The organism is Pseudomonas frigoris (genome assembly GCF_047758635.1).
In the GTDB taxonomy this organism is placed as follows: domain Bacteria; phylum Pseudomonadota; class Gammaproteobacteria; order Pseudomonadales; family Pseudomonadaceae; genus Aquipseudomonas; species Aquipseudomonas frigoris.
On sequence record NZ_CP180479.1, the window covers coordinates 1,453,492 to 1,477,116 of the forward strand.

Sequence of the window (23,625 nt, forward strand, 5' to 3'; positions counted from 1 at the left end):
ACAATAGCGCCATGTTTTACAGCATCTTTTATAGGGAGCAATTTCACATGGCCTTGGCACACACACTTGGTTTTCCGCGCATCGGCGCTGACCGCGAACTGAAAAAAGCCCTCGAATCCTACTGGAAGGGCGATCTGGATCAGGACGCGCTGAAAAGCGTCGGCCGCCAATTGCGCGCCACCCATTGGCAATTGCAGAAAGACGCGGGCATCGACCTGCTGCCCGTGGGCGACTTCGCCTGGTACGACCAGGTCCTGACCCATTCCTTGACCTTCGGTGTGATTCCCGAGCGTTTCGACAGCGCCAAGAACTCACGCGGCCTGCCGACCCTCGACACCCTGTTCGCCATGGCCCGTGGCGCCACGGCTGCCTGCTGCGGCGGCGAACACAGCAAAGCGCAATACGCCCAGGAACTGACCAAGTGGTTCGACACCAACTACCACTACCTGGTCCCGGAATTCACCGCTGATCAGCAGTTCAAACTGAGCTGGGAACAGCTGTTCGACGAAGTCGACGAAGCCAAGGCGCTGGGCCACAACGTTAAACCGGTAATCATCGGTCCACTGACTTACCTGTGGCTGGGCAAGGCCAAAGGCAACGACTTCGACAAGCTCGACCTGCTGGAACGCCTGCTGCCGATCTACGGCGAAATCCTCGGTCGCCTCGCTGCTCAAGGCGTGGAGTGGGTGCAGATCGACGAGCCGATCCTGACCCTTGACCTGCCACAGGCCTGGAAAAACGCTTTCGAGCGCGCTTACCACATCCTTCAATACTCGCCGCTGAAAAAACTGGTGGCGACCTACTTCAGTGGCCTGGAAGACAACCTCGGCCTGGCGGTCAGCCTGCCGGTACAAGGCCTGCACATCGACGCCGTGCGTGCGCCGGATCAACTCGGCCAAGTGCTGGATCGTCTGCCGACCTACAAGATTCTCTCGGTAGGCCTGGTGAATGGTCGCAACGTCTGGCGCTGCGAACTGGAGCAAGTGCTCGCTCAACTGCAACCGGCCCAGGAACGCTTTGGCGACAACCTGTGGGTCAGCAGTTCCTGCTCACTGCTGCACAGCCCGGTGGATCTGGATCGCGAAGACAAACTCGACTCGGAACTGAAAAGCTGGCTGGCGTTTGCCGTGCAGAAGTGTGGCGAAATCGCCGTGCTGCGTGATGCCTTGAACGATCCGCAATCGCCCAAAGTGCAAGCCGCCCTGGCCGAAAGCCGTGCCATTCAAGCCAGCCGTGCCGAGTCGCCGCGTATCCATAAAGCCGAGGTGCAGGCGCGCATCAACGCCATCGGTTCGGCGGACAGCCAACGTCACTCGCCGTTCGCCAAACGCATCGAGCAACAACGTGCGCGGTTGAAACTGCCGGCATTCCCGACCACCACCATCGGCTCGTTCCCGCAGACCGGTTCGATCCGTCTGGCACGCCAGGCCTTCAAGCAAGGCAAGCTGTCGGCCAACGATTACACCGACGCCATGCACAGCGAAATCCGCCATGCCGTGCAAGTTCAGGAACGCTTGGGTCTGGACGTGCTGGTACACGGTGAAGCCGAACGCAACGACATGGTCGAGTACTTCGCCGAGCAACTGGACGGCTACCTGTTCACCCGTTTCGGCTGGGTGCAGAGCTACGGTTCGCGCTGCGTGAAACCGGCGATCATCTACGGCGACCTGAGCCGTCCGACCGCCATGACCGTCGACTGGATCACCTATGCCCAGAGCCTGACCGACAAGGTCATGAAAGGCATGCTCACCGGTCCCGTGACCATGCTGATGTGGTCGTTCCCGCGCGAAGACATTTCGCGCAAAATCCAGGCTCAGCAGTTGGCCCTGGCCCTGCGTGACGAAGTGGTGGACCTGGAAGCCGCCGGCATCAAGATCGTGCAGATCGACGAAGCCGCCTTCCGCGAAGGCTTGCCACTGCGCCGGGCGCAATGGCAGGAATACCTCGATTGGGCGGTGGAAGCCTTCCGCTTGAGCGCATCCGGTGTGCGCGACGAAACCCAGATCCACACCCACATGTGCTACAGCGAATTCAACGATGTGATCGAGTCCATCGCAGCGATGGACGCCGATGTGATCACCATCGAGACCTCGCGCTCGGACATGGAATTGCTGGAGGCTTTTGAAGCGTTCGACTACCCGAACGACATCGGTCCGGGCGTCTACGACATCCACTCGCCACGGGTGCCGGACACGGCCGAGATGGTGAAGTTGATGAGCAAAGCCGTGAAGCGCATTCCGGCGGAGCGGTTGTGGGTGAACCCGGATTGTGGGTTGAAGACTCGGGCGTGGCCGGAAACCGAGGCAGCGCTGGTCAACATGGTGGCAGCGGCGCGACAGTTGCGCAGTCAGTTGACCTAAGCCCTCGTCATACAAAGATACTCCCGGCAAAACAAAACCCGCTGACCGGTTAACGGTCAGCGGGTTTTTACTGCTTAATTCAACTTGTTCAGATCGACCCAGGCCATGTCGTAATCGTTGCCGACGCCGCTGGGCTGGCCGTTTTCGAGATAAAGCGTTACCTCAGGAGTGCTCGGAATGAAAGATAAATCAAGAACAATGAAGTTAAAGTCGCTAATCGTCCAATAACCCGTTGCTGCACCTGTGCTGGTTCGCAAGCGAAGCACCGGATAAACATAACGGCCATCCATTCGGGCTACGGCAAATCGGTACCGGTAAGTGGCCCCCGGTTGCAGGTTAGAGAAGGACTTTTGCAGCACCACACCATTTGAATGCATCGTATTGGTGTAGTTGTTCAGCGTGTAATAGTTCCTCCCGGAGCCCACGTAAAATGAAAAGTCACTAGCAGCACCTGCACCGCCCCAGACCCAGCCTTGCCAGGCCCTGTAATTGAAGTTCGCAGTGTCGCTCAGCAATCCTTGCTGGACGGTGAAAGCTCGTGGCAGCGATTGTTTGGAACCATCGATCGTTCGTGCCGTGATGACATGCCTGGTCACTGCGAACCCCCGCGCAGGGACTGTCCACACGCCGGCATCTGTAACCGGGAACCGCCCGAGACTGGCAGCGCCATCATAGACATCGACCTGCTGTCCCGGGCTTGCCGTGCCTTGAATGATGGTGTCGCTCTGGTAGTAAGTGGCGCCGTTATCGGGTAGCAGGCGGCCACCGGCCGTGACGGAGGTAATGGTCGGTGTCTCCGCTTCCTGCACGGTAAAGGCCCAGATAGCGGAGGGTCGATTGGTACCGGGGGTCTGCACGGTGAAGCTGTACGAGCCCGGCGCCAGGGTGGTGAGGGTGTGTGACCAGGTTTTCCCGGCGGTGGAGGTTGGTGTGGCGACAATCACGCCGTGGTTGCGCAGTTCTACGGGGACACTCACCCCGGCAGTGCCCGTCAGTGTTGCACGGGTGGCGAATGTCTGGCTGTTGCGCGCAATGTCGTTGCCGTTGCCGTCTTTGACTTCAGTGATGTCCGGGTTCGGAATCGGCGAGCCGATGTTCAATCGCAGCCGTTCCGAGACCCGTTGGGTTTTGGTAAAGGGGTTGGTGACGGTATAGACCAGCTCGACGGTGTTGTTCCGATTGGCTAGCAGTTTCTCGAAGGGCACGGTTTGCGTAAAATCTATGCCCACCATTGCAGGCTGCACCTCTATGGGCGGTGACGACCAGGAGTCCTGCTGGTTGGCCCCGATGAAGTCGAGCCTGATGATGTGCAGGGCGCGCATGCCGGGATAGGGTTTGATGGTGACCACGGCACCGTTGGGTACATCTTCGGGGATCAACACACCGTCTTTCGCGTCGTTGACTTCCGGTGGCGGCAATTGGGCCGTGATGTCGCCGATTTCCAGCACCAGGGTTTCGGAACCCACGTCTTCAGTGTCTGTGCGGCGGACGGTGTACTCGACCAGTACCTTGGCCCCTTCCCATTTTTCAATATGGTCTTTGGGTACGGTGAACTCGATGTCCTTGTTCACCATGTCCTCGCCAACGATGCTGGACGTTACGTAGAGATCTTCAATGCCTGAAGCCGTTATGACGTACCAGTAAACGAGAATGAGATCGTTGAGGATGATGGCGCCAGGCTGGCTTTTCACGATCACGTGGGCCGGGTCGGTGTCTACCGCGACAGCCCCCCCTTTGGCTTCAGGCACCTCAGGTGCAGCCAGCTTCAGGGGCATGCCGATCATTTTGGCGTAGGTCGTGCGTGAATAGCGCGGGGTGGCGGGCGTGGCGGCTTGGGTCAGGCGGTAGTCGACTTTGGCGAAACCTCGAGCAATCAGGTGGACCGGGTAATAGTCAATCATGAACGAGTGAGAGCGGCTCGACGCTTCGGGTTTCCATTGCATATCCACGGGGACCTGGCGGCCACCAGCGCTGACGCCCCGCCAGCTCAGATCCACCACGTCTCCTCGGACAAAACTGACCTTCGACGAGGATATAAATGTTTCGACGTCTTCACCCAGCAGTGCATCAAGGTCGAGCTGTTGTTCGCCATCCGCCTTGTCGATAATCGGGGGTTCGAGCAGCACGAGAGAAGGGTCGAACAGGAAGAAGATAGGAGGCGCATTGGCAGCGCTGTGATTCTCCACCACGTCCTGAAGGCGATAAGTGAGCAGCAAAGGATTTACGGGAGGCAGATTCGTCAGGCGGTTTTTAGGGATCGTGAACTTTATGGGCTTGCCAACCTGGCCGGCGGTGATCAGGGGCAGCTTGATCTCTATATCTCCCCACAGGACAAAAATGGTGGAGTTCTTGCGCATGTTCTCGTAGGGCGCGATGGTGATGGGCACCCCGTTGTTGTCGTCCAGATAGTCCTTGGTGACGCCGTTATCGAGGATGTCCCGCTCCACCTCGATAGGCGCCAGTCCCTGATGGTAAGGCTCCTTCTCATCCGGGTCGGGTCCACCGGGCAGGGTGGTTTTGATCAGTACCGTCAGTGGATCTGAGCGTTCGTAGTCACCCCCGGCATTGCTGATTCTGCGTACGCCGACAACCAGATCGCACACGCCGTCGGGCAACTGATCCTTTTTGATGGTCGGGAACAGCCGATTATCCACTTGAGTGACGTTGACAGCGTCACTCGCAAGTGTGATCGGGCTCCCCGGCGAATAGATCGCTTCAATAATCCATTCATCGCCTTCCGACATGCTGAGCCACGGGTCGATAACTACATTCAGCTCTGTTGGCTGGCCTTTTCCGTCCAGGAACGCGAGTCGATTGATACCACCGTGGACGCCCTCATCCGCTGGCAGGTTGGGGATAAACCCGGATATCAAGAGCGGATCAATGCTATTGGCTCTGATATCGCCGGGTTTTGGCAGAGGGGGAAGCAGGTCAATTTGCCGTGCTTTGACGGGGGCGTCGGGTGTTTTGAAAACGCTCATGGCGGATTACCTCTGAATAGGTGGGTAATGGGAGTCAATCGATTCTGCGGGTGTTGCCGACAATGAAGACCTGAACGTACTTCGAGCGTCGGCGTTCGCCGCTGGCGGTGACTTGCGTATACGCCACGTTGGCAAAACCACCGGCCAGGCGCTGGACCACGGCGTTGGACAGCTCGAAGGTCAGCGCTGTCTGGGAGGCAACAGTCTGAGAGTCGGTGAACGGCTGGGGCAGGCCTGCACGGGGCTCGCCTCGCCAGTCGAGTTCCACCACATCCGTTGGGGCAAAGACCGAGGCTGGGGTTGCGACCGTCACGCTGACGGAGTTGGCCCCTAGTGCAGTCATGTAGATAGCGTTGTCCTGATCGGTTTCGGACACCACCGGGGCGGGCAGGCGTTGTGCGTGGTTGGCGTCCTGGATGTCGACCATCAACCCGATGGAGTGGTCAGAGGCCATGTTGCCCACCTCGTCTGTTACCCAGTACTGAAGCAAGGCCTGGCCACTACCGTCGGCCGCGATCATTTCTTGGGAAATCGTGAGCTCGACCGATTGACCGATCTCGGACTTTAGAACCTGGTGTGCGATGCGCCAGTCGACATACTGAAACGCTACGGTGTCGTTGTGGCGCATGCCTTGCCAGGGCGCCACGGTGACAACGACGTCCTGTGTGCCGTCGATGACCGACGGAGTAATGACGGGGGCCCGCAATAACCTGTGGCCCGGGTATTCCGGTTGTGGGTCGATGCCCCCGGGCAGTTCGGTTTTGACGAACACCTCAAGATGCCCCGACTCCACGCTATTGACTCGGTAGAACCAGGTACTGAAACCCTCGGGAATGTCATTGACCTGGATTCTTCTCAAGAGCGGATCGCCGTTATAGTCACTTGGCACTGTGAACCAGATGATCGGCAGGGCGGGCGAGGTTGGGTGGCGAATGAACACTTCCACCCGGTCACCGACGAAGACTTGTGTGGGGGGAATAACGATCGCCATGCCGTTGATGTTGCCTCGGGCCAGCGTTCGGTTGATGCCGACATCCGCGCCTTCGATCACCGTGAGGGCGCCGGGTATATCAATCCTGCTTTCGCTCACGGTCGAGGTGGCAATCCGGGCCGGGCTATTTTCCACCAGTTGTTCGTCGGTACTCATGATGTGCTCTCGCGGCGGAGTGGGTAGCAATCCCGTGATTCGGGACCTATGAGTGATCGATTGAGAGCTGGGACGGAGAGTTTGGCTACTGTCAGAGTTGACAGGTAAGTGCTGTTTTCAGATGAACGGTACGTGCCTGCCCGATAAAGAGTCGAACCATCGTGAAGCGCATTCCGGCGGAGCGGTTGTGGGTGAACCCGGATTGCGGGCTGAAGACCCGGGCGTGGCCGGAGACTGAGGCGGCGTTGGTGAACATGGTGGCGGCGGCGCGGCAACTGCGAAGTCAGTTGGCATAAAGTAACCAAAACGGGAGCGGACAAACCGCTCCCGTTTTACGTTCTAAACCTGATCGAAATGTTTGAGTGCTGCTGATTGTTTGCCGATATCGGCATAGGGAAGCGCGGCGTTGTCGGCGTGGGTCAGAAATCGGTGTTCCGGCAGTTTTAGATGAGCCTTCTCGAATGCACCGAATGCAGGTGCTGCCTTGGCATAGTGGAAATGGGCATACCACAGCACCTTGGGAGGTGTTGCAGTCAGATCCCATACTTCGTACTCCTGCAGGTAATCGATTCGACCGTCAGGGCGTTTACCCAGGTTTTTCATTGGGCTCGTTTTGCGTATCTCCAAGACGTGTTGGCCGACCAGGTCGTCGAGCATTCCATCGGTAGGTTTTTTGGTACTCAACGACTGCCGAGTACGCATTTCACGTCCGCGGGTGGTGAGTTCGGCGGCCTTGTCGCGCAGTTGCTGGATGATGGTGTGCTGTGGAGCAATTTCCTCGATGGGAAGGGCGCGCCGGGTCAACTCGCTGGCCTCACTGACCATCATGTGTTCCAGATCGACCGGGAGCATGCCTTGACCCGCATAGGCTTGAACCTTGGCCTCGTACGTCTGCTGCGATTGCAGTCGGCTGCGGGCATCTTCGACCAGGGAGCCAAGGTCCCTTTGAACAGGGCGAGTTGCCTTTTGCGGCGGGTTCAGCAGGCGAAATTTGCCGTTTGAACCTTGTTCCCAAACCTCCTCGAATCCGCCCTGTCCTGTCAGGGAGTATTGCCGCTTTTGGGTCGTCGGTTCCCAGCGTTCCACCCCAATCAGCAATTGATCGTCTTCGGTGGTGAACACCTTTTTGCTGCGTTGCCCGGCAGGGGAAGCGGGAGCCGGCTGATCGATGGCCTTGCGCGCCCGTTCGGCCATTTTTTCGATACCCTCCAGAAGGGGCGGCACGGTGTCCAGATGGAAGTGCTGTGGGTAGCTGGTGGTCCAGACATTCATATTGCGGCGAAACTGCCCGTAAAGATCGAGGCACTCCTGCAATATCTGATTGCGCTGGGCTCTGGTGGCGGTGACTTCCGGCAAGCTGTATTGAGTGAACAAGGCGCGATCGACTTTGGCCCGCAGATTCTCTGCCTGTCCTTGCAGATAGAACCAGGAGATATCTTGGGTTGTGTCAAAGCGTTTGACGATTTCCAGCCGGTGGCCGGTTCTCAAGTAGAGCAGATTGGTCTCGCTGAGCCGCCCGTTCAACATCATGACTTCGGAGCTCAGTTGTGCCTTTTGGGTGCTGACTGTTATGCGCTCGTACCACAGGTTGAGATCGCGCATCGCGGCCTCGATTTGATCCAGCTCGTGCATGAAATCCACACGCACCTTTCTGACGTCTTGCAGAATACGGAAGCGCTCGCTGAGCGCAGTGTCCGGCAGTGCGTCCAGACGGTCGATGAAATCGTCGATCCTGTCGAGCATCCGATCGGCCCGATGATTGGCCAAGAACACCCGTTGCTTGTACCGATCAGTGATCAGCAGGGCGTCATGGCTCTGCATTTCCCTGAGCACGCGCCTTTTGTTGCCATGGGTCAGGGGTAACAGATCAACCAGTGTCTGGTAGTGTCTGCTGGCCAGTTCAATGTCGCCGATACACGCAGCTTCGGTAGCCGGTATCAGTGTCGGACGGTGCTCTACGGCGCTGGCATTGTACTGTTCAATGGCGGCGTTGGTACGCGCAATCCGGGTATCGAGTTGCGGGGCAAAGTCGTCGGCCGCTTCGGTCAGTGCGTGATTTCGGCGAAAAGCCTGATCGGCCCACCATCGCGGCAGGCGTTGGCGAATGGCGGCAGGCCAGAGCGGATCAAGGGTATCCGCCAGATGCCCGAGCGCACCGCCGCCGCCGAGCCCGCCGCCCTCGAAGGTCACCCCGTAGACACCGAAGTAAGTGTCCCAACGCCCTGCTTCATCAAGGCCGATGGGTTGTTTATAGGTTTTTTGACGAGTGCCGCTCAGTCGCCAGTTTCGTGAATCCGTGCTGCGTTCAACCTGAAAGATGCGTCCCTGGCGAACGATAAAGTCGCCGTCGGCGTGACGGTAGATATTGCGGTAAATGCCATGGGTGGCTGGTTGCAGGCCTGTCAGGGAGATCGGCTTTTCGTAATCGTAACCGGCGAAGCGCTGGAAACCGTGCTGCGCTTGACGTCTTGTGCGCCCTTGCAACGCTCCCGTGCTTTTGCCCATTGCTGCCGTTTGACGAAGCCGTGTCAGTGAGCGAGCACCCTTGGCTGAACCGGAGCCTGCGGCAACGCCTGGAAGAATGTCCATGGCGGCATCGATCAATGACAGCAGTACCGATTCAATCTCCGCCAACCCATCGCCCACTTCACCGCGCAATAGTGCCGCGACTGCCCGGTTGGCACTGGTCCAGGCATCGTATAAAGCGATGGCCGTGCCGACAAAGGGCACCACGCCCAACGCCATCTTCATGTAATTGAACGCCCTCGGACCACTGAGCGCGTAGCGCTCCAGGTACAAGGCATCGTTGGAACGGGAGGTTCCGCGATGCGCTTCGATCAGGCGTCCCATATGGGCATTGAGCAGGTGCTCCGCCAGTGACGTTGTTTTCGGCCAGGGTAGCCCCACCCCGATCATGGCGTCGAAATGTTTGAGCATGGCCTGATCGATGCGACTGATATGGGCCTGCACATTACCCTGCAAGGCCCGGCCCGCCAGGTAACTGACCATTTCGCTACGCAGACACAGGTTGAACAACGCCTTGCGCGCCGATTCCAGGGTGGTGTAGCTCCGCAGGAACTGGCCGTCGGGACTGTCGGGCAGATAGAGCAACGTCATCCCGCTGATTTGCTCTTCAATGAAGGTCACCCCGGACAACGTGGTGGGGCCTTGATTGTGGGTGTCTTTTCCGCCGGCACTCAGGTAGGCCGGCAGAATCGCGATGCGCTTGCGATCAGCGCGCCAGGCTTCCTGGGTGTTGGCGTCGATGGCGATGATCAACACCTGCAATTCGTCGTGGCTGATTTGTTTCTGCAGTCGCGCGGATTCCCCCTGCAACTTGAGCATCAAGCGCCAGGGCTCGATCAGGCATTCGCGCAGGTGTTCCCTCGCGAAGGCAGATTCGGTTGCCGAGCCGGTGAATGCGTCGCGGATCAACTGTTCATAGGCTTTGGGCAGGTCAAGCTCGGGCAGGGTCTTGCGCAGGTAGCGCAGTGTGATGCCGTTGGCAAGCGCCTGACGCTCGGCAGTGTCTGCTGCGGTGACTTCGACGCGCATGGCGCCCAGTCGCAGTGACAGGGGCTCGAGCTGCATCGACGGGGTGTTGTCGATATTGGTTTGGGCCAGTTCTTCGAGTGACATCTTGCTGCGTGCCTTGCTGGGTAGCGCGACGAGTTTCTGCGGGGTTCCCGGGGCGGCACCGTCGGTCAGTTGCTTTTGCAGAGTGACGGAATCCGGCAGGTCAAGTTGCACGTCAAAATGACCCTGGATCGAAAAGTCCTTTCGCAGGCGGGCCTGTAAGTGTTGCCGGGTGAAGTCATCGCGAGGCGTCAGGGCGAGTTCCAGCTGTGTGTGGCTGCGACGCATCGCCACAATGTACGACTCGATCAGGGCCTTGAGTTCAACGCGGTCGGCCACAGACAATTGGGTGAGCCAATCGGGCTTGCGGGTGTACAGCGTGGCACTGCGGTTTTGCTCCAACAGGTGCGAGAACGCCAGGCTTCTGGCTGCATGCCCCGGGACCTGTAAACCGGCGAGGGCGTGCTTGCGCAGTGCTTCCAGTTGATTGGTCGTATCGGTCTGGCGCTGACGTATTTCCCCTGCCTTCTCTTCAAAGTCGGTGGTCTGTTTGTTGAGACTATAGAGCAGGGGGTCGGTACTTATTTTTTTTAGCTGCAAGGCCAGAACGTTGTCCCGGTCCTGGATTTTGAACATCTGTCGCTCCAGCTCTGTGCGGTTGGCGAACCGTTGCAAGCCGCCGCCAGCGCCGGGCCAGTACAGCAAAAGGCTGTGTGGCGATGCGGCGTCGAGCAGCGCCCGGGTGATGACGAAAGGGCCGTTGAGCGCCTGGGTCGTGACTTTGCCGGTATGCTCGGTCATTGACAGTGTCAGGCTGGCAGCGGTGATAGTGGCATCACGATCGGCCGCACGCGGTGTGTCCAATACTGCTTTAAGCAAGCTGAATTCGTCGCTGCTGATCTGTTTCAGGGCCAATTGGAGCTGGGCCTCGGCGCGCAGACCATCCATGTGCGCCAGATACAGCGCGCTGAACTCACGGTTGATAGTCGTAAAGTCGAAGATACGCGACCTGTAAAGCAGGGCGGTTGCGGCCTTGTCGGCGACTTGCTCTGCCGTCTCCAGCGCCTTCAGTGCCGCTTTGAATGGCTGTTGACGGTCGCTTTCGAATTCATCCCCCAATAGCGTTTCGAGTGCATCGCGCTGCCTGTTCAGCGAGACCTGCCGCTGCGACCACGGAATATCGGCATACAGGCTGCCGAACGGCGGTGGTTCGTCTTCATCGACAATGCTTTCGATTGATATCGGGTTATCAAGACCGGGTGGCACGGCGAAAAAGGTTGCGCTCGAGTGCGGTGGGTTTAAAAGCAGAGCGCTGATGCCCGCCTTCAGCGGTTGAGTGTTGGCCGTGTATTCAAAGCGGATTTTATCGTCGGGCAGGCCTTGGGGGATCAGAGATTGTCGCGACAGCCAGTCTTCCATGTCGCTGCGCTGAGTGAAGACCTGAATGGGAACAGGCCGGCAAGGTAGATACAGCAACTGCATGGTGGGTTGCCGATCACCCACGCTGATGACCCAGGCGGCGGGGAGTTTCAGGGTACCGCTGTCGCTCAACACCAGGGTCAACTGCTCTGTCTGGATAGGCTGATTGTCCAGGATCAGGCCCGAGGCGGGAGGGTCCATGATCAACAACAGCGGCTTCAACTGCTCGGCGCTGAGGGTTCTGCGAGCGAACGCCACTTGTGCGGCGGCCTCAAAATGACTGCGGTACAACTGACCCGCCCGCTCGCGCCGCGCCACCGGCGTACCGGGTGCTCGGGCGTCCCAATAGGCATTCCAGCGTTCGTTGAGCGATGGTTCAGTGCGGTGGCTTCTCAACGGTGCGGCGGCGAACAACGCTTGCAAACCCTGGCTGCTGTCGCGCCAGCGCGCCGAGGCACTCAGCAACAGGCTTTCATCGGAGTTATCTTTCAGGGGCGGATGGGCCGGTATCACGACCGGCGGGGAGACGGGCAGGGTGCTGAACGCACTTTCATTCATGGCAATGTGTCTCTGTGCAGTGGAGCGGTGTATCCGCTCTTGAAGAGCGCCATTAAAAGAAATCCGCGACCGTCCATGGCACTACATAGTTATCGCGTCGACCATTGGGCGATATTCATGAAACTGTCACGCAACTGTGGCAGCGCGCTTGAACAAACTTCATCAGACTCGCGCTCTACTGGAGTTCTGCGTTTCGGTGTTTTTCATGCGTGTTTTCTTTTTCCTGGCCGCGCTGTTGTTCGGCCTGCCGTCCTTGGCGGCGTCTCGTTGCGATATCAATGTTCCGACCGAGCGGGTCGATCTGGCACAGGTGAGCCTGGCGTACCAGAGTATCGGCCGTGCGTCGGACCCTGCGTTGTTGCTGGTGATGGGCCTTGGCGGGCAGTTGATTCACTGGCCGGACGAGGTGGTGGTCGCGCTGTGTCAGCAAGGGTTTCGGGTGATTCGTTATGACAATCGCGATGTCGGTCTCTCGACCTGGCGGCAAACGCCCGTCGACGCGAACCTGACCTTCGAAGTGCTGCGCTACAAACTGGGTTTGCCGGTGTCGGCGCCATACAACCTGACCGATATGGCTGACGATGCTTTTGGCTTGATGGATGCGTTGCACGTCGAGCAATTCCACGTGTTGGGCGCGAGCATGGGCGGGATGATTGCCCAGCACATGGCAGCGATGGCGCCGCAACGGGTCGAGAGCCTGACCCTGATCATGACCAGTTCCGGGGCCGAAGGCTTGCCGGCGCCGAGTGCGGCGTTGGTGCAACTGTTGTCGCGTCGTGGGGCGCCCAATCGCGAAGTGGCGCTGGAGCAGCAAGCCGATTTGCTGGCGGCGCTAGGCAGCCCGACGGTGAGCGATGATCGGCAAGCGCTACTGCATCAGGCGGCGCAGTCCTATGACCGGGCGTTCAACCCCGAAGGCGTGAAGCGCCAGATCATGGCGATCCTCGCCGAGCGCAGTCGTGTCGCGCTGCTCAATCAACTGCGCGTTCCGACGCTGGTGGTTCACGGCACTGCTGATCCGTTGCTGCCGGTCATGCACGGTGTGCACCTGGCAGCGCATATCCGCGGCAGTCAGCTGAAGTTGATTCCTGGTTTGGCGCATCGTTTCCAGGAGGCGTTCAAGGCGCCGTTGCTGGCGGCGGTGTTGCCGTACTTGCAGGCCCACCGCGAAGACACCTCGCATTGGGCGCAGATTGATCCGGTGGCAACCCCGAATCTCCTGTAATCCCCAATCCAGATGTGGGAGCGGGCTTGCTCGCGAAAGCGGTGTATCAGTCAAGCAGATGGCGACTGACACGATGCCTTCGCGAGCAAGCCCGCTCCCACAAGGGATTAGTGGAACGGCTGCCACCTCGGTCTCGTCGGGTGTATCGTTCGAACTTTCCGGCGCGTTCCAGTCTGCGAGGTGTGTGATGAGTGCCCCCCTGAAAATCGATTTCGTCAGCGACGTGTCCTGTCCCTGGTGCGTTGTCGGCCTCTACGGCCTGACCCGGGCCCTGGATTTGCTGGGCGACGAGGTGCAGGCCGAGATCCGTTTCCAGCCGTTCGAACTGAACCCGAAGATGGGCCCGGAAGGGCAGAACATCACCGAACACATCACCGAGAAGTACGGCTCGACGCCCGAGCAATCCCAGAAGAATCGCGAGATGATCCGCGCGCGTGGCGCCGAGGTCGGGTTTGCGTTTCGCACGGACGGCAACAGTCGCATCTACAACACCTTCGACGCCCACCGCTTGCTGTTCTGGGCGGGACTGGAGGGGTTGCAGTTCAATCTGAAAGAGGCGCTGTTCAAGTTGTATTTCACCGAGGGCGGCAATCCGTCCGACCATGGGCAATTGGCGCAGATCGCTCAAAGCGTTGGCCTGGATCGGCAGCGGGCCGAGGCGATACTGGCGTCGGATGAATTCGCCAAAGAAGTTCGCGAGGAAGAGCAGCTGTGGCTATCGCGCGGGGTGAGTTCGGTGCCGACCGTTGTTTTCAACGGGCAGTACGCCGTCACTGGCGGTCAGCCAGTGGAGACGTTTGTCGGGGCGATTCGGCAGATCATGAGTGAAGCGAAGGGCGGGACGGTCAGCTGATTCCCACAAAACTTGTAGCAGTTGCCGAGCCTGCGAGGCTGCGTTCGGCTGCGAAGCAGTCGCAAAACTTGCCACCGTGTTCTTTCAGGAAAACGGCATTGATCGGATTACGACTGCTACGCAGCCGAACGCAGCCGAACGCAGCCTCGCAGGCTCGGCAGCTGCTACAGGCGGGTTTCGGGCAGGATCAAAAATCTCAGCCGTGAAGGCGCACCCAAACGCTGACCAGCACCGTCGCCGCCATCAACCAAGCCACCGCCGCTACAGCGAGCGAAGCCTCCAGCCGCATCCGGTCCACCATCACATACAACGTCGCCAGGTAGATGAAGTAAGGAATGATCGACCACATCCCAAACACGATGGTGGTCTTCAAATCCTCCAGCGAACGGCCCTTGCCGACGATGTAATGAGCAATCAACGCAAAGGTCGGAAACAGCGGCACCAATCCGGCGATGTAATAGTTTTTGGTCTTGGCCAGCGCGGCGAGGATCACCACCACGGCCGCGCCCAGCGTTGCTTTGAGAATCAGGTCCATCAGTGGCTCAGCCCGTACTTCTTCACTTTGTCGAACAGCGTGGTCTTGGCCATGCCCAGTTCCAGGCTGGCCTGGGTCAGGTTGCCACCGCTGCGCTGCAGGGCGTCGCTCAGCAGGTTGCGTTCAAACGCTTCTACCGCTTCGGCGAAGGCCAGGCCCTGATTGCTGCCGCTGGCGCCGGATTTCTTGAAGGCCGGCAGGCCGAGGGCAAAACGCTCGGCGACGTTGCGCAGTTCGCGCACGTTGCCCGGCCAGTCGTGGCTCATCAGGTTCGACAGGGTCTGATTGTCCAGGTCCGGCACAGCACGGTCGAAGCGCAGGGACGACTGCTGCAGAAAATGTTCGAACAATTGCAGGATGTCTTCGCGTCGTTCGCGCAGCGGTGGCAATTCGAGGGTCACCACGTTCAAGCGGTAATACAGGTCGCTGCGAAACTCGCCAGCCTTGCTCGACTCATCCAGATCGGACTTGGTCGCCGCGATCACCCGGCAATCCACCGCCACGCTCTGGTTCGAGCCGAGGCGTTCCAGGGTGCGTTCCTGCAATACCCGCAGCAGTTTGATTTGCAGCGGCAGCGGCATGCTTTCCACTTCGTCGAGAAACAGCGTGCCGCCGTCGGCGTGTTCGATCTTGCCGATTCGTCGTTTCCCGGCACCAGTGAAGGCGTTGGCTTCATGGCCGAAGATTTCGCTTTCGAACAGGTTCTCCGGCAATCCACCGCAGTTCAGCGCGACGAACTGCTTGGTGTGCCGCCGACTGAAGTCGTGCAGGCAACGCGCAACCAGCTCTTTACCGGTGCCGGTCTCGCCTTCGATCAGCACGTTGGCCGACGTATCGGCGACGTTGGCGATCAATTCCCGCAGGTTCTGCATGGCTGGCGAGCGGCCGATGATTCGGCCTTCGAGGGAATCCCGCTCCGCCAGTTGCCGACGCAACGAAAAGACTTCCCGCGCGAGGCTGCGTTGCTCCAGCGCACGGCGCGCCACATCGACCAGACGTTCGGGGGAGAAAGGTTTCTCCATGAAGTCATAGGCGCCTTTTTGCATTGCGCCGACGGCCATGGAGATGTCGCCGTGACCGGTAATCAGCACCACCGGCAGGCTGCGATCGCGGGCCTTGAGTCGGGTCAGCAATTCCAGACCGTCGATGCCCGGCAGGCGGATGTCGCTGATGACGATCCCGGCAAAGTTGTCGCCGACCCGCTCCAGCGCTTCTTCGGCGCTGCCCACGCCCACGCAAGGAATGTCTTCCAGGGTCAGCGCCTGTTGGCAGCCGAGCAGCACATGGGGGTCGTCTTCGACGATCAGCACACTAAGGTCGTTGTTCATATTGGCTCGGCGTGAGTGGGGCTTACCAACGGTAAACTGAGGACGAAGGTGGTACCACCGCTGGCCGGGTGCTCGACACCCAGATGACCGCCGGTGGCGGCGGCCAGGCTGGCAGAAAGGGTCAGGCCGAGGCCGAGGCCCTGTTCGCCGGGTTTGGTGGTGAAGAACGGTTCGAACAAATGCTTGCGCGCTTCGGCGTCGATGCCGTGGCCGTTGTCGCGTACACGAAGGCGATATTTGCCATCGAACTCTTCGCCTTCGAGCCACAGTTCTGGCAGCGGCTGTGCCTGCATGGCGTCTAGGGCGTTGCCAATCAGGTTGACCAGAATCTGCTCCAGACGGGTCTGGTCGATCTGTACCTGCAGATCGGCGAAGTCTCGGTGCAGTTGCAAATGAGCGCTTTCCACGCGACCACCCAGCAGTTGCAAGGCTGCATCCACCGCTTTGCCGAGGCTGGCCTGACCTTTGTCGTCACCGCGGCGAGCGAACGAACGCAGGCTGGCGGTGATCCGGCCCATGCGGTCGATCAATTCGTTGATGGTCTTGAGGTTGGTGCAGGCAACGTCCAGTTGACCGCGTTCCAGAAAACGCACGGTGTTGCCGGACAAGGTCCGCAGCGCCGCCAGTGGCTGGTTCAATTCGTGGGCGATGCTGGTGGACATCTGGCCGATGGCCGCGAGTTTACCGGCCTGCACCAGTTCATCCTGGGCGCGGCGTAGCGTCTCTTCGGCCAGACGCCGTTCGCGGATCTGGCCCTTGAGCCGTTCGTTGCTGGCGCGCAGATCAGTGGTGCGTTCGGTAATCCGACGCTCCAGTTGATTGTTGGCTTCCTGCAAGGCTTCCCGGGCGGCGAGGCGCGTGGCAATGACCTTGCGCCGCTCGTTCCAGGCGATCAGCAGGAACGCCACCAGGGCAAACGCCACCGCCACCAGAATCCCCTGATTGATCGCTTCGCGACGCAAATCCTGCAGGGGGGTGAGCAGGGTGAAATTCCACGGGGTATCGCTCAATGGCCGGGTTTGCGAGAGGTAGCTGATGTCCTCTTCATTGGATTCCACTTCACTGTTGGCGGGGAAGGTGAGTTTTTCCTCGCCTTCGGCCAGTTTTTCCCGGGCCAGCGGTTGCAGTTCGTTCAGCGGGAACCAGTAGTACTGAAGGCTGCGAGCGAGTTTTTCTTTTGTTTCGTCGCTCAGCGGCACAACCGATTTCAGGCGCCGTGCCGGATCGCTGGAAAGAATGATGATGCCGTTCTCGTCGCTGACGAAAGCTTCCAGCCGTGCGCGCTGCCAGCGTTCTTCCATGGCTTCGAGGCGGACCTTGACCACTGCGACGCCGATGATCTTGCCGTGTTCTTCCAGGCCATGCGCCAGGTAATAACCGGGCTCGCCGTTGGTGCTGCCGATGCCATAGAAGCGCCCCGGCTGACCGCGCACGGCATTCTGGAAATAGGCGCGGAAGGACAGGTCTTCGCCCAGGTAACTGTCGACATCGCGCCAGTTACTGGTGGCCATGACACGGCCGGTGGTATCCATCACATAGATAGCCCGACTGCGGCTGCGCCGGTTCAGGCCTTCGAGGTATTCATTGACCGTCTGCCGGTGTTCCGGTGACGGGTCGGCCAACAGCTTCGAAACGCTGGATTCGAGTTCCAGCAGGCTGGGCAGGTAGGTGTACTTGCTGATCTCGCTCTCGACGGCGCGGGCGTGCAGTTCCAGCTGACGCTGGCCGTTCTCGCTGAGGCTGCGGATCCCGTAGTGTTCACTGACCCAGAAGCCGAGGTAACCCAATCCGATCATCAGGGCGATGACCAGCGGCGGCAGGAACAGATGGCGAATCAGACGGGGTTTCACGGCGAGTGATGGCGGCGCGGCGCGATAGAGAGTGGGGTCGCATTTCATCACAGATGCCTTGGGTCAACCACAACTACAAGCCCCGAAGATCCCGTGTAGGAGCTGCCGCAGGCTGCGATCTTTTGATCTGCTCAGCAGGCAACTTGTTGCCTGAGCTGGCGCCAACATCAAAAGATCGCAGCCTGCGGCAGCTCCTACAGGGGCGGCCGTGTAGGTTTTAGTGCTGCAGAATCTTGGCGAGGAAATGCTGCGTTCGCTCGGCGCGAGCGTTGATGTCGCCGAAGAACTCCTCTTTCTTGCAGTCTTCGATGATCTTGCCCTGGTCCATGAAGATCACCCGGTCCGCCACTTTGCGGGCGAAGCCCATTTCGTGGGTCACGCACATCATGGTCATGCCTTCGTGGGCCAGTTGCACCATCACGTCGAGTACTTCGTTGACCATTTCAGGGTCCAGCGCCGAAGTCGGTTCGTCGAACAGCATGACGATCGGGTCCATCGCCAGCGCTCGGGCAATCGCCACACGCTGTTGCTGACCACCGGAGAGCTGGCCCGGATGCTTATGCGCATGGGCAGACAGCCCGACGCGCTCAAGCAGTTGCAGGCCTTTCTTGGTGGCTTCTTCCTTGCTGCGGCCCAACACCTTGATCTGCGCGATGGTCAGGTTTTCGGTGATGGTCAGGTGTGGGAACAGTTCGAAATGCTGGAACACCATGCCAACGCGCGAACGCAGTTTCGGCAGGTTGGTCTTCGGGTCGGCGATGGACGTGCCATCGACCACCACGTCGCCTTTCTGGAACGGTTCCAGGGCATTGACGCATTTGATCAGGGTGGATTTGCCGGAGCCGGATGGCCCGCACACCACAATCACTTCGCCTTTTTTGACCTCGGTGCTGCAGTCAGTCAGTACCTGGAAGTCGCCATACCACTTGTTGACATTCTTGATAGAGATCATACGGCAAACCTTTTTTGCAGACGCTTGACCAGCAGCGAGGCGGCAAAGCTGATTGTGAAGTACGTGAGACCTGCAAAGATCAGGAACTCGTTGGAGCGACCGATGATGTCGCCACTGGCACGCGAGGCATTGAGGAAGTCCACCAGGCCGACCGCGTAGACCAGCGAGGTGTCCTGAAACAGGATGATGCTCTGTTGCAGCAGCAGCGGGGTCATCTTGCGGAATGCTTGCGGCAGGATGATCAACCGCATCATCTGACCATACGTCATGCCCAGGGCTTGGGCTGCACCCATCTGACCCTTGGAAATCGACTGGACGCCGGCCCGGACGATTTCGCAGAAGTACGCCGCTTCGAACATCATGAACGCCACGATGCACGAGGCAAACGCGCCGATCGGGGTGTCTTCGCCGGTGATCCAGCGCAGTACGAACGGCACCGCCAGGTAGAACCAGGTGATGACCAGCAGCAGGGGAATCGAGCGGAAGTAGTTAACGTAGGCGCCGGCAATGTTCGACAGCAGTTTGCTGTGGGACAGGCGCATCAGCGCCAGGATCGTGCCGAGGATGATCCCGCCGGACACGCCCAGCGCCATCAGTTGCAGGGTCATGACCATGCCGTTCCACAGGCCCGGCAGGGACGGGATGATGCCCGAGAAGTCGAATTCCATCATTTACCCCCTACGGAGATCAGGCCCGGTACGGCCACTTTCTTCTCGACCATGCGCATCAGCAGCATCAGGCCCATGTTCAGCGTGAAGTAGATCAGCGTTGCCAGGGTGAAGGCTTCGAACAGGTTGGCGGAAAACTCGGCGGTCTGTTTGGTCTGCGCGAGCAACTCCATCAGGCCGATCAGCGACGCGACGGAAGAGTTCTTGAACACGTTCAGGAATTCCGAGGTGAGCGGCGGAATGATGATCCGGTAAGCCTGGGGCAGCAGCACGTTCCAGTAGATTTGTGGCAGCTTGAAGCCCATGGCGCGAGCGGCGGATTCCTGACCACGCGGTAGCGCCTGGATGCCGGTACGCACTTGTTCGCAAACGCGAGCGGCGGTAAACAGGCCCAGGCACACGACAACGCTCAGGTACGCCGAGGTGGTCGGATTGAGATCCTGCTTGTACCAATCTTGCAGGTTCTGAGGCAGCAGGTCGGGCACCAGGAAGTACCAGATGAACAGTTGAACCAGCAGCGGCACGTTACGGAAGAGTTCGACGTAACAGGTCGCGATGCCCGATACGATGCGGTTCGGCACGGTGCGCATGACGCCCAGAATCGAGCCCAGCAGCAGGGCAATGATCCAGGCCACGACGGCGATGGCGATGGTCCAGCCCAAACCGGCGACGTACCAGTCGAGATATGTCTCGCTGCCCACGCCGGTGGACTTGAAGAACACGCCCCAGTCCCAGTTGTAATTCATTAGGGTCTCCCCTCAGATCGATCGATGTACAAGTGCCCGCCTGGGGAAGCTCCGTTCCCGCCCGACCTAGGTGGCCTGTGTGGTCAGTTCTGTCAGCTCAACTCCGGCCCCGGAAGTCCATCTCCTGCGTTGCTGTTCCTCGCCATAGCGGGCTATGACTCGTCACAGCGCCTTGGATATGAACTTCCGGCACCGAATTTGAGCTAACGAACTGACCGTACAGGCCACTACGGTCAGGCACACACGAGCGGCTCGACAGCCACCGGTTCGAGTGTTTCCAGAAATGCCAGCAGGGAGTGACTATCCCCTGAAAGGGCAGAGCCCTGTCAGGAGATAAGGTTAGTTAGAATTCAGGACTTTTTTTCTACAGGCTTGTCGTCAGCCGCTTTATCGGTCGGATTGGCGATCAGGGCCTTGAGCTCGTTGCTCATCGGGAAGCTCAGGTTCAGGCCTTTTGGCGGAATTGGCTGCATGAACCATTTTTCGTAGATCTTGTTGATCTCGCCGGACTTGTAAGTCGCGACGATCGCGTCGTCGACAACCTTCTTGAACGGCTCGTCGCCCTTGCGGACCATGCAACCGTAGATTTCGTAGGACTGTGGAGTGCCGGTCACGGCCCAGTCATCCGCCTTCTTGGCTTTGGCGGCTTCACCGGCCAGCAAGGCGTCGTCCATCATGAACGCAACGGCACGGCCCGATTCCAGCATCTGGAAGGACTCGCCGTGGTCTTTGGCGGAGATGACGTTCATGCCCATTTGCTTGTCGGCGTTCATCGACTTGAGGATGCGCTCGGACGTGGTGCCGGCGGTGGTCACGACGTTCTTGCCTTTGAGGTCGTCGAAATCCTTGTACGCGGAATCTTTCTTGGACAGCAGGCGGGTACCGATTTCGAAGATGCCGACGGAGAAGTCAACTTGCTGCTGACGCTCGACATTGTTGGTGGTGGAGCCGCACTCGACGTCCACGGTGCCGTTCTGCACCAGCGGGATACGGGTTTGCGAGGTGACCAGGTTGTATTTGACCTGAAGGTTCGGCAGGTCGAGGTCTTTCTTGATGGCTTCGACGATTTTCAGCTGGATATCGTGGGAGTAGCCCATCGGTTTGCCGGAAGCGTCCGCGATGTAGGAAAACGGAATGGAAGCGTCACGATGCCCGAGGGTGATGACGCCGGACTCTTTGATCTTCTTCAAGGTGCCGGTGAGTTCGGCGGCAAAAACTGGAGTGCTGATCAGAGCGGCAGCAATGGCTGCGCCCAGGAGATGGGGAACGATGCGCATCAAATTTTCCTCGACATTGTTTTTATATGGAGCCAGTTCATCGGCCCTTTTTGTGCTTTGAATGCTTGCCGGCTCCTGAAGGGTTGGCTCAGCGGACATTCGTCCAAGAGTGTAGAGCATGACTCGTGCCAGGCTAGGCTGAATAGATCAACTTATTGATTTATAAGGTTATTAAATATTTATGGCGAGAGTTTTGATGCAGGGGGATCCGGTTAACCGAATCGACTGACAGGTCGCGTTCGGAAAACCGAATGGTGTTCGGGGCCGCTAACGTCCTTTCGGCCAGATAATAGAAGAGCCAGTGATCATGCCGTTCATATGACAATCAGCCTCCCTGGCTTAGCGGCGTTTCATGCAGGTAAATCCACTGGGCGTTGTGGTGATGCATGCCAATGATCGCCACCGAAACCCGTGAGCTTTCACGCTGGTTGAGGCGATGGGTTTCCTTGTAGCGAATCGCCACGCTGTTGCCTTCCTGCCAGACCGTCTGCAGGTCGCTGATGACGATATCGAGGCCCGGTTTGGCGCCGACCGCACCCTTGAACATCTGTTCGACCATCGCCCGGCTGACGATGGCAGCCGAAGTGGTGACCATCGTGAAGTGCTCGGCGAATGCCGACATCAGCGGCTCGAAAGCGGTCTGCCCCTTACCGTTTGCGTCGGTGAACAGGGTGTGGATCAACTCGTGCACGTGATGAATGCTGTGTTGCGCCTGTTCAACTATTTTGTTGTGCATGACAGTCCTTTTGAGTGTTCAACTGACTCAGTTGAAAGAGTGGAAACAAGCCTGCCAGTGCGGCGATGGCGAAGGTCACGTGGTAGGCCTGGGTGGTATCGAAATGCTTCAAGAGCAGGTTGAAAACCATCAGGAAGAGGGCAGCGCCGATGCTGAATGACATCTGTCGGTTGATGTTCCAGATGACACTGGCCTTGTGAGTGTCATTGCCCTCGAAGTCCATCAGCGACGTGGTTTGTGCTGTGTTGGCGCCGATGCCGCCGCCGATCCCCATCAAGCTGTAGGCGATGACAATCACCAGAAAATCTGAGGGATCGTTCACCAGTAACAGGGTGGCGATGCCGGCGCTGTGCGAGAGCATGCCGAGGGCAAAAAGCCGCTTCGCGCCCATCCGGTTATAGACTCGGCCACAGATCAGCATCGCGATGAACGCGCCGATGGCGTAGAGGATCATGAACATCCCTGTCAGTCGGGCACTGAAGTGCAGGGTGTTTTGCAGGAAGAAGATGCTCATCAAGTTGACCCCCGTGAACACACCGGGAATCGCGTAATAGATAAAGATGGAGGTGCTGAGTTTTTTGCTTTTGAGCAGGCTCAGTTCAATGATCGGGTTTTTGCATGTTCGGAAGTGCAGCCCGTACAGCACGACGAAAGTAACGCCGGCCATGACGAAGAGGGCGGCCACCCATGCCGGAGCGTCGCCGCCATACAACGACATGCCCATCAGCAGGCTGCCGAGTGCCGCGCTGACCAGCAGCAAGCCCTTGATGTCGGGTCGGGGCAAACTCGTCGGCCGCGCTTCGTTGATCCAGAACCAGGACAGCAGCGCCGCGATCAGCGAGAACGGGATGTTGCTATAGAACACCCAGCGCCAGGAACTGCTGTCGACGATGACACCGCCGATGGTCGGTGAAATGGCGGGCGCTATCAGGGCAACGGCCATGACCAATGTGGATATTTTCGCCCGCTGCTCGCCCTTGAACAGGTTGAACGTCAGCGCCTGGCCGACAGGAATCAACAGGCCGCCACCAATTCCCTGGACGAAGCGCCAGATCACCAGTTCGTTGAAGCTATTGGCCAGCCCACACATCCACACGGAAGCGGTGAATACGAACATCGAGGCGGTGAGGATTTCCCGGCTGCCAAAACGACCGGCCAACCAGGTGCTGACCGGGATGATCAGAGTCAGCCCCAGAATATAAGCGTTAGCCACCCAGGCAACGTCTGAAGTACTAACGTGCAGCGCCGCCGATATACTCGGTAATGCGACCGCCGACATAAAGATGTTAATGCAGTCTATAAAAAAGCCGATCAGAAATATCAGTGCAACTTTGTAGCGATAGGTCATGTTGTTTCCCCTTTGCCGCAAAGCATAGGGGCGGTGGACTTGAACTGTCGATACGACTATCCTTGA

Annotated in this window: 15 protein-coding genes and 1 pseudogene; 4 read left to right on the forward strand and 12 right to left on the reverse strand. The window is 58.9% G+C overall.

The window, feature by feature from the left end:
* Positions 1-47 precede the first annotated feature (47 nt).
* Entirely contained in the window at positions 48-2,360 is a 2,313-nt protein-coding gene (metE, locus tag ACMXYH_RS06520) for a 5-methyltetrahydropteroyltriglutamate--homocysteine S-methyltransferase (RefSeq protein WP_415766639.1), read from the forward strand.
* 74 nt (positions 2,361-2,434) lie between these two features.
* On the opposite strand, the gene ACMXYH_RS06525 is transcribed toward metE, so the two are convergent.
* On the reverse strand, positions 2,435-5,341 hold the full coding sequence (locus ACMXYH_RS06525; RefSeq protein WP_415766640.1) for a hypothetical protein: 2,907 nt from the start codon (positions 5,339-5,341) through the stop codon (positions 2,435-2,437).
* A gap of 34 nt (positions 5,342-5,375) precedes the next feature.
* Complete coding sequence (locus ACMXYH_RS06530) at positions 5,376-6,488, reverse strand: hypothetical protein (RefSeq protein ID WP_415766641.1); 1,113 nt, start codon at positions 6,486-6,488, stop codon at positions 5,376-5,378.
* Between the two features lie 152 nt (positions 6,489-6,640).
* On the opposite strand from ACMXYH_RS06530, the pseudogene ACMXYH_RS06535 reads away from it, so the two are divergent.
* Positions 6,641-6,784, forward strand: a pseudogene (locus ACMXYH_RS06535) (hypothetical protein); the annotation flags it as partial.
* A 43-nt stretch (positions 6,785-6,827) separates the two neighbouring features.
* Here ACMXYH_RS06535 and ACMXYH_RS06540 read toward each other — a convergent pair.
* Positions 6,828-12,041 (reverse strand): dermonecrotic toxin domain-containing protein, encoded by a 5,214-nt coding sequence (locus tag ACMXYH_RS06540; protein ID WP_415766642.1) that lies wholly within the window; start codon positions 12,039-12,041, stop codon positions 6,828-6,830.
* 205 nt (positions 12,042-12,246) lie between these two features.
* Here ACMXYH_RS06540 and ACMXYH_RS06545 point away from each other — a divergent pair, with 205 nt between their 5' ends.
* Entirely contained in the window at positions 12,247-13,266 is a 1,020-nt protein-coding gene (locus ACMXYH_RS06545; RefSeq protein ID WP_415766643.1) for an alpha/beta fold hydrolase, read from the forward strand.
* 187 nt (positions 13,267-13,453) lie between these two features.
* Positions 13,454-14,119, forward strand: coding sequence for a DsbA family oxidoreductase (locus ACMXYH_RS06550; RefSeq protein ID WP_129438056.1), 666 nt, complete (start codon positions 13,454-13,456; stop codon positions 14,117-14,119).
* A gap of 196 nt (positions 14,120-14,315) precedes the next feature.
* On the opposite strand, the gene ACMXYH_RS06555 is transcribed toward ACMXYH_RS06550, so the two are convergent.
* From ACMXYH_RS06555 to ACMXYH_RS06595, 9 genes are all read right to left on the reverse strand, one after another.
* Entirely contained in the window at positions 14,316-14,645 is a 330-nt protein-coding gene (locus ACMXYH_RS06555) for a GlpM family protein (protein ID WP_177327890.1), read from the reverse strand.
* A gap of 8 nt (positions 14,646-14,653) precedes the next feature.
* Complete coding sequence (locus tag ACMXYH_RS06560) at positions 14,654-15,982, reverse strand: sigma-54-dependent transcriptional regulator (RefSeq protein ID WP_415766644.1); 1,329 nt, start codon at positions 15,980-15,982, stop codon at positions 14,654-14,656.
* A complete protein-coding gene (locus tag ACMXYH_RS06565) occupies positions 15,979-17,880 on the reverse strand; it encodes a sensor histidine kinase (RefSeq protein WP_415766645.1) in 1,902 nt (633 codons plus the stop codon). Before ACMXYH_RS06565 ends, ACMXYH_RS06560 begins: the two co-directional genes overlap by 4 nt.
* A gap of 169 nt (positions 17,881-18,049) precedes the next feature.
* Positions 18,050-18,784 carry an amino acid ABC transporter ATP-binding protein gene (locus ACMXYH_RS06570; protein ID WP_046047081.1) on the reverse strand — a complete coding sequence of 245 codons (735 nt, stop codon included), beginning with the start codon at positions 18,782-18,784 and terminating at the stop codon, positions 18,050-18,052.
* Complete coding sequence (locus tag ACMXYH_RS06575; RefSeq protein ID WP_129445065.1) at positions 18,781-19,452, reverse strand: amino acid ABC transporter permease; 672 nt, start codon at positions 19,450-19,452, stop codon at positions 18,781-18,783. The genes ACMXYH_RS06570 and ACMXYH_RS06575 overlap by 4 nt, the downstream gene beginning before the upstream one ends.
* Complete coding sequence (locus ACMXYH_RS06580; RefSeq protein WP_074874021.1) at positions 19,452-20,198, reverse strand: amino acid ABC transporter permease; 747 nt, start codon at positions 20,196-20,198, stop codon at positions 19,452-19,454. The genes ACMXYH_RS06575 and ACMXYH_RS06580 overlap by 1 nt, the downstream gene beginning before the upstream one ends.
* Positions 20,199-20,548: 350 nt before the next feature.
* Positions 20,549-21,475 carry a glutamate/aspartate ABC transporter substrate-binding protein gene (locus ACMXYH_RS06585; RefSeq protein ID WP_129438050.1) on the reverse strand — a complete coding sequence of 309 codons (927 nt, stop codon included), beginning with the start codon at positions 21,473-21,475 and terminating at the stop codon, positions 20,549-20,551.
* 325 nt (positions 21,476-21,800) lie between these two features.
* Complete coding sequence (locus ACMXYH_RS06590) at positions 21,801-22,211, reverse strand: DUF4440 domain-containing protein (protein WP_415766646.1); 411 nt, start codon at positions 22,209-22,211, stop codon at positions 21,801-21,803.
* Positions 22,192-23,559: an MFS transporter gene (locus ACMXYH_RS06595; RefSeq protein WP_415766647.1), complete on the reverse strand. Its 1,368-nt coding sequence runs from the start codon at positions 23,557-23,559 to the stop codon at positions 22,192-22,194. The genes ACMXYH_RS06590 and ACMXYH_RS06595 overlap by 20 nt, the downstream gene beginning before the upstream one ends.
* Positions 23,560-23,625: the final 66 nt, after the last annotated feature.